Consider the following 10,490-nt stretch of genomic DNA (forward strand, 5'->3'; position numbering starts at 1 on the left):
GCGATAAATCGCGTCTCTACATCTGGGTTTTGGGCTGATCTGAACTGTATTGAATAATATATCTTTTTCTTACCTTTGCGCCCTTCTCTACAACACACTGCGCGTACCTCTACAGGAAAGCAAGCTACACATAGTGTCTCCAAGAGTTGGCGGTTCGTTTCCTTTTCTATATTTTTCATGAATTAGATAAGACTGCTGTAATGTCAGAATAATTGAGTTATGATTACCATAGTAATTAGCCACTTCCTTACTACGTGCTTTGATTGAAGTAGCCCTTCTACTTACCGAGACTCAGGAGGTTGTTGCAAGCGTAATAGGGTATTGTAAACCTGCGTTTTTAAGATAGTATTATTTTGTAGTTCTATAGTAATTTTGTTGAACTGTTCAAATTTCAAACCATTATCTTCGACAATTTTTTGAGCGTGGTTACAGTAGTTCACTGCAATATCTTGAGCCTTCTTTGGAAGACCATTTATGCTATTAGAATCGTTGCAGACAATATTGGGAATTTCTCCATCGCCAATAAGTTTTTTAATTTCTTCAAAGGCATTTTGACGGGCTGGCTCCATTGCTAGCACGGCTTGAGCGTAACTGTTGATTTCAGTATTGTTAACTATTGGTGGTGGAGTTTGAGCGTCAGCTTTGGAACTCAATAAAAAAGCGTTGGAAATCAGACTCACAGTAGCGATCGCGCCGAAAAATAATGATTGCGAAAGGGTTCGCTTTCGGCTAGTTCGAGAAAATAAATCAGAAATTTTCTTCATATAGTGTGTGACACAAAACTACATCAGGGATATTATAAGAACTTTGAATTATTTTCGGAGTTGGAAGTTCCAGGAACTGCTCAATACATCAGGGTTTTATATTTGATTGTCAATTTCCTCGGCATACTTGGCAAAGTTCGATTACTTTAGTCTGGAGTGTTGACATTTCTGATGCTCCTTGCTTGAGGCTGACTTCTAACTCCAGCAGTAGGGGTAAGCAAGAGATTAACTGTTGCACAGAAAGCAGCTTGATTTCTTGCTGTAAGAAGTAAATCCGTTTGGGATTACCGATATCAGCAGCAATAGCTATCGCTTGTTGATTCCGTTCCCCACTTTCTATCATAATCTTTACCCACAGCCAGGTGCGAAATTGTCCAATCAGCGTCGCAACTATCCGTAATCCTGGCTCAGAAGCATTGCTCAAATCTGCCAAGGTTGTCAAAGCTTTAGCTGTATCTCCTGTTCTGATTGCTGCTGCTAATTGTAGGCTATTTTGAGTAGTATTTCTTACTAACTTCGTAACAGTATCTATGTCTAAAGGCTTATTGCTACCTTGGACATATAACCGTAATTTCTCTAGCTCATTGTAGAGAAGCCGTGTATCATTGCCAACAGATTCTGCCAACAGATGGGAAGTATTGGCAGTCAGTTTCACGCCCACAGTCTGGGCTGCTTGATTAACAGATTGCACCAGTAATTCTGTTTTCCAAGGGGGAATGAGGGGAAATTCTCGGAATTCGGTAGCAAACTGTTTTAACAATTTCGTGGATTTGAGGCGTTCATCTGGCTTATTGCGGCTGGTGAGCAATAAAAATGAGTTTTCGGGAATGACTTTTAGCGATCGCCCCAATTCTGCCAACACATTCTCTGGACAGTGCTGACACAGAGTAGTGTTTATCAGCCATACCAAGCGCCCACCAGCGCCAAAAGTAGGTGTCATCACCTGATTTAACCCCTGGATAGCAGCATCAGCTTGATCTGGCGAAAATGCAGTGTAATTAAAACTTGTCCATTGGGGATCGAGGACGCGATCGCACAAAAGTGCGATCGCCTTTTCCATCGCAAAATCATCTTCACCCCAGTAAACATAGATTGGCATAGATAAACCTTGTAGTAGATTGGGAATGGGGCATTGGGGAGCCAGTGCGTTGCAGAGGTTCCCGACGCTCGAGTACTCGCTAACGCTGCGCTATCCGTTGAAGCAACTGGCATCATTGGGCATTGAGAAGAGACAAGGTAGACAAGGAAGAGGAGGGAGATAAGGGAGAAACTTGTTCAATAATTCCCCCTTGTCCCCCTTGTCTCCTCGTCTCCCCTGCTCCTCTGCTCCCCTGCTCCTCTGCTCCCCTGCTTCTTCATCTCCCCACTCCCAAAAATTAAATACTTTTGAAATCATCCTGTTAATCAAGGTAATTTTCCCTAAAATCTATCAAGTGAGAGCGTGAGGCTATGAAGATTGGACGACAACTATCAAACTTACTTAAATCGGTTAGCAAGACTGACGCTGCCAGAAGCCTACAGATCCCAAGCCCAGCATATTCAGGAATCTTCTAAATTTCAGCCACATTCTGGGTTGAGACAAGCAGCATCCTTTCCTGGCTATACGCTAATTACCCCGCCGGCAGAAGAAGAATCACACAACTCTGCTTTCTATGCCAAATTACAGACTTATCAACAGGAACTTTTGCAGTTGCCTGTAAACCGTAATTTGATTGTACCTGTGCCTCCTGCTAGCTTCCATCTGACTTTAGCGGATTTAATTTGGGACAATGCTTACCTTGATGCCTACGAAAAAAATCCTCAATTTGACGAGGAGTTACACTCTTGTTTAGCTGAAATATTTCAAAAATATCAACAATTGATGACAAACAGAAGTCATCCAATTAAATGGCAAATGCTGGGACTAATACTGATGCCAAGAGCTGTAGCCATTTGTTTAGTCCCCCAAAATGAACGCTGTTACGAGGAAATTATTCAATTTCGCCGAAAAATTTATCAAAATCCCAACTTAATTGCCTTGGGTATCGAGCAGCATTATCACTTCACAGCCCATGTTACATTAGCCTATTTTGGGGAGGTTTCATCTGACCTAGACCGCATAAGCTTCAGCACTATCCTTTCTCAATTGAATGAACAATGGCTATTGAATTTGCCAGAATTTTTGATTGATCGTGTTGAATTACGAAAGTTTGACAACATGACACGCTATTATCGTGAACCAGACTGGCCGATTTTGGATTTTTAAGTAATCACTTGGTACGTTAGTAGTCAGTAGTTTTCACTCACTGACTACTGACTACTCATTATTAATTAGCTGAAAATTTCGGTTGTTGATAACCAAGATAAATTGCTTCTAAAAATACATCAGGTGTAGCAGCTTCTGGCAATTTTTCTAAATTAATAATAGCTTGAACTTGTTCAGCTAGCTTTAGAGATAGTGATGCTCTTGCCTTTAACGACATTGCACCACGTCGCTGTAAATACTCACGAATCACAGCAAAATCATCTGGCATCAATGGTGATAAATCAGCAATTTCGATTAACTGTTGATGAAGTCCTTTTGCCTGTTCTGAAATTGTCAATCTTGCAGATACAGTCGGTGTTTGGGCTTGAATGACAATTGTGCCAGCAGCCAAATCACCTAAGCGCTTTTCGCGGCTACCCAACATAATTAAAAAAGCACCAATAAACAAAGTTTCATCAAAGGGGCGCAGTAAAGCACGTAGCGTTGCTTGTTGTAACCCGATGAGTGTACCATCATCTCGAACTACGCGAATTTTAGCAACCCGTTTACCAGGAGTTTGCCCAAACCATAAAGTTTCAAAAAATACAAAATAGCCGATATAAATTGCAAAGGCGATAATGAAGAAAATTGCTAATAACCAAATATCTAAACTTGGTAAATTGGTAAAAAAGTATTCAACTAAATTTAACAGTTGTGTCGAGAAGACACTCCAAGTAAGGACAAACAGAAGCAAAGTTACACCCAACACTGTATAGTCAATCAGGAGTGCCAAAGCTCGATTACCGATTCCCGCTAGAGTGAATTCCAACTCTACACTTTCTGGAGTCTGGAATGTGATGCGATTAAAAAAGCGCATATTTTAACTAATTCAAAATTAATAGAGTTGGATTAAGGTGTTAAGTTAACGAAAATCTTGCGAGGGAGGTTCTCGTAATTGTAAACCTAGACCTTCACGCCGACTACGCAAGTCCAAGTATAAAACAGCTTTTAATGCTTGCCAGAATGGCATGACTAAAACTCCACCGATCAAGCTTCCAATCACAGAAATAATATACACAATCGAGTAAATAGCAGTACCAGGCTCAAGCCTGATTAGGAATAAGCTAGGTATATAGTTTAATACAAACACCAACGGCATTGTAACGATAAAAGCAACTAAAACAATGCCTTGAATGCGAAAAACTGAGGCTTTAGTTAGCTCCCAACTTCTGGCAACACTTTCGCCACCATTGATATTTTCCTCAACTGCTAAAGGCACTTCAGCTACTATCCAACGGGAGTAGAACCAGGTTAGTCCTAATAATATAATGCCTGCCGTTACAATTATTGCCAATGTGGTTATGACTATAATGCCTGAAGTACCTAATATTCCTCCTAATGCTACTCCGATCAAGCCAGCTAGTACACCGCCCACGATCGCTAATCCAATATAAATTACCAGTAAAGATATACCTACTTGCAAAGCAACTCTTAAAAATGACCAAAGACGTGGATTAACATGGCTGCTGGCAGTTTGAACGCCTTCAGGCTGGTAAATCAATTCTCCAAAAGCCAAGCGTGAAATGAGTCCAGAGATGGCTGCATATTTTGCCCAACCATACACAGGAACGAGAACCCACAAGTGAGCGATCGCAGCCAGATTAAGATAAGTCTTCAAATGAGAACGATACAACCGTACTGCAGCACTGACAACGTTACCGATACTCAGTGGTTGTATCTGGCCGGAAGATCCAAAGTTTTCAGACATAATGCTAAATTTCTCTTGAAATTACGGAGATGAATTTGAAGCTATCTTAAGCTAAGTTAAACTCAGTGTTCCCAAAATTCATGAATATTCAACGTTGGATTGCGCGACGAGAACCGAATTGGCAGCGTTTGGATGCCCTATTAAGGCAGATAGAAAAAAAGGGGTTAAAGTCCTTACAGGCAGCAGAAATTAGAGAGCTAGCGAGTTTGTATCGTTCAGTGACCGCAGATTTGGCACGTGCCCGCACTCAGCAAATCAGCAGTACTTTGATCCAAAGTTTACAATCTTTAACAACTCGTGCTTACACGCAGATTTACCAAGGTTCGCGGCGACAAGAATGGCAGGCAATCCTAGAATTTTACCGTTGGGGATTACCATCTGTAGTCCAGAAAGCATTTGTATACATTGCTGCGGCAACGGCGCTGTTTTTACTAGGCGCATTAGTAGCTTGGTGGTATTCTTGGCAAAACCCCAGCTTTATACCTTTGATTGTACCTGAAAGTTTGATTACCAAAGTACGAGATGAGCATAAATTATGGATGGGTTCAATTGTCGGTGTTGAACCTCTGGCATCCAGCGGGATCGCAATCAATAATTTGTCGGTATCTTTTGGGGCTGTTGCCGGTGGTATGACGGCTGGAGCATACACAGCCTATTTGATGATATTTAATGGTTTATTAATTGGTGCTGTTGGTACTTTAGTTGCTCAAAATAATCTAGCTTATCCTTTTTGGGCCTTTGTCTTTCCGCATGGTTCTTTGGAATTACCGGCGATATTTTTTGCTGGAGGTGCAGGATTTTTATTAGCAAGAGCAATTTTATTTCCTGGTAAATATCGCCGTGGAGATGCACTGAAATTTTATGGTTATCAGGCAGTGCAGCTAGTATTTGGGATTGTACCAATGTTGATTATTGCTGGTGCGATCGAAGGCTTTTTCTCCCCTAATCCGAGCGTACCTGAGCCGATTAAATATCTGGCAGGAATAGGATTATTTATACTTTTAGTAATGTATTGTAGCCGCAAGCAAAAATAAAATTATTTGGATGGCATCTGATTGGTAAATTTAAAACCCGTTTTAGAACAAGGTAAATATTTTTCAGTTAAGACTTCACTCGTTATGGCTTAACTATGTAAAAAAATCATCGTAAGTTGAAATCATCACCGAACTATCTGATGAAAAAAGGCAATTCTTATCTATACTAATTTAATAAATCAAATATCAACAAGCTAAAAATCTTTAAAAATAATATTTAAACAGATATTAATGTTTTATTTATCATTTGTTAAACAAAGTTTAAATATAAAAAATGTACCTTATTGAAGACTGGAATGACACCAAGGAAATATTCCTTTAATCAGAGGTAATATGATTTTTTCGACCGCCATATTGAATCGTGTCGTTGCTACTTCAATGGTGACAACTTCTGTTGCACTCAGTCCATTTTTTGGTGCGATCGCACAAGCTGAAACTCTCAATGGTGCAGGAGCAACTTTCCCAGCTCCGCTTTACGAACGCTATGCTCGTGAAGTGAAGAAGAAATATCCAGACTTGAAAATTAACTACCAAGCAATTGGTAGTGGTGGCGGTATTCGTCAAGTCATCGCTGGAACCGTTGACTTTGGTGGTAGTGATGCTGCAATGAAAGATGATGAAATCGCTAAAGTCAAGAATGGTGCAATCTTAGTACCCACAGCAGGCGGTGCTGTTTCTGTTGTTTACAATCTTCCAGGCGTTAACGATCTCAAATTATCCCGCGCAACACTACCAGCAATTTATTCAGGTCAAATTACCAAATGGAATGACGCAAAAATTAAAGCTGATAATCCAGGTGCTAATCTACCAAATCAAACAATTAAATTTGCTGTTCGTGCCGATGGTAGCGGTACAACTTTCATTTTTACGAATCACTTGAGTGCCATTAGCGGTTATTTTAAAGGCAGAGTTGGAACTAACACTGCTCCAAAATGGAATCTGCCAAATGTCCTCAAAGGCAAAGGGAATCCAGGTGTAGCTGCTATAGTAGCTCGGACTCCTGGTTCTATAGGTTATGTTGAATATAGCTACGCTGTTAAAAATAATCTGAAATCAGCACTCGTACAAAATAAGAATGGAGAGTTTGTTGCTCCTTCTTTAGAATCTGCAAATGCAGCTTTGTCAACTGTCACTTTCCCAGATAACTACCGCGTTTTTATAGGAGATCCAGGACAAGGTTATCCCATTGTTGGTCTTACTTGGATGATGGTTTACAAACAGTATGCTAATGCTGCTAAAGCTGATGCAATTAAGAAATGGATTAATTGGGTATTGAAAGACGGTCAACAGTATAACGATGACCTTAACTACACTAAAATTCCATCTGATGTAGCAAATCGAGTGCTTCAGACAGTAAATAGCTCTGTCAAGCCTTAATCTACAATCTTTAGGACTTACTCACAAGATATCCGCCAATTCCCTCAAAAAGGGGGGTATTTTAAAAGCCCCCTTTTTAAGGCTAGGGAGGATTGTTTTATTATTTTCCTTCCCTAATAGACTGAGTTAATAAGTTGCTCTACTAGTAAGTAAAAATCTATTTTATTGATTTGTAATGGCAAATTTATCAGATGATTCAAATCTAGGTGATGAAAATTTTAATATAACTACTACCAGTGGCACAAATTTCTGGTTTGACCAAGGTTTTACACGGCTAGTATACTTTTTTGCTGTGATTACCGTTGCAGTACTATTTTTGACGAGTTGGGTAATTTTACACGAAGCTCTACCAGCCATCAAGCAGTTTGGAATGGGGTTTTTGTGGGGACAAGATTGGGATACAGGTAATCAGATTTTTGGTGCATTACCCTATATTTATGGAACTTTGGTAAGTAGTGCGATCGCTATTTTATTCGCTGTCCCAGTGGGAATGGCAGTAGCCTTAGTTACGAGTGAAAATTTTTTACATACATCGCTGCGAACTACTTTAGCATTTGTTGTTGAATTAATTGCTGCAATTCCCAGTGTAATTATTGGTTTATGGGCGATTTTTGTCTTTATTCCAGTTCTAGAACCTCTACAAAAGTGGCTAGCTAGCACTTTTAAATGGATACCACTGTTTAATACAGAAGATCCTTCTGGGACTAATATGTTGACTGCTGGAGTTATTCTCGCCATCATGATTTTGCCTACAATGGCAGCAATTAGTCGTGATGTCTTAATGGCTATCCCAAAAGAATTACGTAGTGCATCTATGGCTTTGGGTGGCACTCGTTGGGAAACAATTTTTCGAGTCTTGCTACCATCTGGATTTTCGGGAATAGTGAGTGCAGCAATGCTTGCTTTAGGACGTGCTTTGGGTGAAACAATGGCTGTCACGATGGTGATTGGTAACTCTGCTCAAATCAGCGTTTCTTTACTCGATCCAGCTTATACAATTCCCTCTGTATTAGCTAATGAATTTGCCGAAGCTGAACCGGGATTGCATATAGGTGCTTTAAGCTACTTAGCATTAATTTTGTTTGGGTTGACTTTAGCTGTAAATATTGGTGCTGTAATCTTGGTTAAGTGGGTTGGCAGGAAAAAAAAATAATACTATCTCACTTTGAAGTTATTACAAATACCTCAGTTTAACAAGACGTTTATCAATCAAAATTTATCAAACTTATGAGTAGTTACATTCAGTCAGAAACAGATGAATCTTTGGCGGCAGAATTATGCAGTCCTCTGGCAACAGAACGAGTAATATTTACTTATGCAATGAATGCGATCGCCTTTGGTCTTACAGGTCTAGTACTCATTCCTTTATTATCAATTTTGTGGGAAATTTTCGTCCGGGGAATATCTGGACTCAAATCAGAAATGTTTGTCAAAGCAGTTATTGATAATGGCTTTGGCAATGCCATCTTGGGAACCATAATCATGGTGGTAATTGGTGCTATTTTCAGCATTCCCACAGGGATCATGACAGGAATTTTCTTAGCAGAATTTGGTCAAACTAACCCAGTTGCTAGTATTGTTCGTTTTGTCACTAGTATTCTTACAGGTGTGCCTTCAATTGTTGTAGGCGTATTTGCTTATGGTGTGATAGTTTTAGTAACTAAAGGATTTAGTGCGATCGCAGGTGGTTTTGCTTTAGCCGTAATTATGCTCCCTATAATTATACTGACAACAGAAGAATCCTTAAAACTGATTCCTACATCTCAACGCCTCGCCTCTGCTGCTTTAGGTGGAACTCGTTTCCAAACTACTTTTCGCATTGTTGTAACTACTGCAATCCCTGGAATTACTACAGGCATTTTATTAGCTGTAGCTCGTGCAGCTGGTGAAACAGCACCCTTAATTTTTACCGCTTTATTTAGTCTAGATTGGTCAGAAGGATTGTTAAGTCCTACAGCTTCTTTACCAGTATTGATTTTTAACCTATACAACGACCCCGACCCACAAAAAAGTCAATTAGTATGGACTACTTCTATAGTTCTACTCGCCTTAATTTTATGTGTCAGTATTCTCTCTCGCTTAGTTATTAGGCAGAGAAAAATAAAATGAGAATTTTATAATATTCATCCTGGCTCCTGAATTCTGTTTTTATAAATTTTTATTTCGCATCTTGGGCAAGTATGAGTAACCTAATTCCAGCTATCAAAGTTAAAAATATCAGCTTTTACTATGGCACAACAAAAGCTATTGAAAAGGTATCAATAAATATTTATCAGAAGCAAGTAACTGCAATTATTGGCCCTAGTGGTTGTGGTAAATCTACCTTCATCAAAATTCTTAATCGCATTGGCGAATTAGAAGGGCCTGTGAAAGTTGAAGGAGATGTAGAATTTTTTGGTCAGAATATTTACGATCCTCGTGTCAACATCAATCGGTTACGCCGCCAAATTGGTATGGTGTTTCAAAAACCGAATCCTTTTGGGATAAGCATTTACGAAAATGTTGCCTACGGTATAAGAATAGCAGGTAGGTATTCAAAATTAGAATTGGATGAAATTGTTGAATCTGCCCTTAAAAGCGCTGCTCTTTGGGATGAAGTCAAAGATAAGCTCGATAAATCAGCATTTGGGCTTTCTGGTGGTCAGCAACAAAGATTATGTATTGCCCGTGCTTTAGCAGTCAAGCCGAAAGTTCTGCTGATGGATGAGCCTTGCTCGGCTCTTGACCCCATCGCCACCATGAAAGTTGAGGAACTACTCCACAGTTTACAGTCTGAGTTGACAATTGCGATCGTTACCCACAATATGCAGCAAGCCGCTCGTGTCTCTGATTTTACGGCTTTCTTTAGCACCGATGAAAGTCGGATTGGTCAAATGGTTGAATTTGGCGCTACAGAGCAAATCTTTAACAACCCACTAGACCCTCGCACCCGCGACTACATTTCAGGACGTTTCGGTTAAGGTCTCTTCAAGCGTGACTTATCGATTTTTGTCGATCTAGCTTGCATTAGAAGATACTCATAAAATGTAGCTTACAAAAGTTACTAATTTATCTTTATAAAAAACTAATTCCTCACTATTTATGAGATAAGTAAGTCGGTGAGAATAATTCAAGCTATATTAACTAATGTAAAAAATATTCAAATTAGTTTGTAGTGAGGGCTTTAGCCTACTTTGAGGGCTTCAGCCCTCACTACAAACCTTTAATTATTTACGTCGTCCTACTTATATCCCTCTTTTGTTACTACGGGGAGAGTATAATCAGGAAGAAAAACTGAAACAGTAAGTAACTCTGATGGTTACGCAGCGCTCTTAAGCAGTAAA

The 10,490-nt window shown here is 39.6% G+C and carries 10 protein-coding genes; 6 read left to right on the plus strand and 4 right to left on the minus strand.

What is annotated here, in order from left to right; translation table 11 throughout:
- Positions 1-281: 281 nt before the first annotated feature.
- Together V7K60_RS16690 and holA are read right to left on the minus strand one after the other, a co-directional pair.
- Positions 282-764, minus strand: coding sequence for a DUF4168 domain-containing protein (locus tag V7K60_RS16690; protein ID WP_334926965.1), 483 nt, complete (start codon positions 762-764; stop codon positions 282-284).
- 109 nt (positions 765-873) lie between these two features.
- Positions 874-1,863 (minus strand): DNA polymerase III subunit delta, encoded by a 990-nt coding sequence (gene holA / locus V7K60_RS16695; RefSeq protein ID WP_334926966.1) that lies wholly within the window; start codon positions 1,861-1,863, stop codon positions 874-876.
- A 357-nt stretch (positions 1,864-2,220) separates the two neighbouring features.
- On the opposite strand from holA, the gene V7K60_RS16700 reads away from it, so the two are divergent.
- A complete protein-coding gene (locus V7K60_RS16700) occupies positions 2,221-3,009 on the plus strand; it encodes a DUF1868 domain-containing protein (RefSeq protein WP_334926967.1) in 789 nt (262 codons plus the stop codon).
- A gap of 61 nt (positions 3,010-3,070) precedes the next feature.
- On the opposite strand, the gene V7K60_RS16705 is transcribed toward V7K60_RS16700, so the two are convergent.
- The gene (locus tag V7K60_RS16705) at positions 3,071-3,865 is read right to left on the minus strand and encodes an RDD family protein (protein WP_334926968.1); all 795 of its coding nucleotides are present in this window, start codon (positions 3,863-3,865) and stop codon (positions 3,071-3,073) included.
- 45 nt (positions 3,866-3,910) lie between these two features.
- Positions 3,911-4,756, minus strand: a complete 846-nt coding sequence (locus V7K60_RS16710; protein WP_334926969.1) for a hypothetical protein — start codon at positions 4,754-4,756, stop codon at positions 3,911-3,913.
- An 80-nt stretch (positions 4,757-4,836) separates the two neighbouring features.
- Here V7K60_RS16710 and V7K60_RS16715 point away from each other — a divergent pair, with 80 nt between their 5' ends.
- From V7K60_RS16715 to pstB, 5 genes are all read left to right on the plus strand, one after another.
- A complete protein-coding gene (locus V7K60_RS16715; RefSeq protein WP_334926970.1) occupies positions 4,837-5,790 on the plus strand; it encodes a stage II sporulation protein M in 954 nt (317 codons plus the stop codon).
- Positions 5,791-6,123: 333 nt separating this feature from the next.
- Positions 6,124-7,167 (plus strand): phosphate ABC transporter substrate-binding protein PstS, encoded by a 1,044-nt coding sequence (gene pstS / locus V7K60_RS16720; RefSeq protein ID WP_334926971.1) that lies wholly within the window; start codon positions 6,124-6,126, stop codon positions 7,165-7,167.
- Between the two features lie 175 nt (positions 7,168-7,342).
- On the plus strand, positions 7,343-8,320 hold the full coding sequence (gene pstC, locus V7K60_RS16725) for a phosphate ABC transporter permease subunit PstC (protein WP_334926972.1): 978 nt from the start codon (positions 7,343-7,345) through the stop codon (positions 8,318-8,320).
- Positions 8,321-8,394: 74 nt separating this feature from the next.
- Positions 8,395-9,276 (plus strand): phosphate ABC transporter permease PstA, encoded by an 882-nt coding sequence (pstA, locus tag V7K60_RS16730; protein WP_334926973.1) that lies wholly within the window; start codon positions 8,395-8,397, stop codon positions 9,274-9,276.
- Between the two features lie 71 nt (positions 9,277-9,347).
- Positions 9,348-10,127, plus strand: coding sequence for a phosphate ABC transporter ATP-binding protein PstB (gene pstB / locus V7K60_RS16735; protein ID WP_334926974.1), 780 nt, complete (start codon positions 9,348-9,350; stop codon positions 10,125-10,127).
- Positions 10,128-10,490: the final 363 nt, after the last annotated feature.

The sequence above is a fragment of the Nostoc sp. genome, assembly GCF_036917555.1.
Taxonomy (GTDB): domain Bacteria; phylum Cyanobacteriota; class Cyanobacteriia; order Cyanobacteriales; family Nostocaceae; genus Nostoc.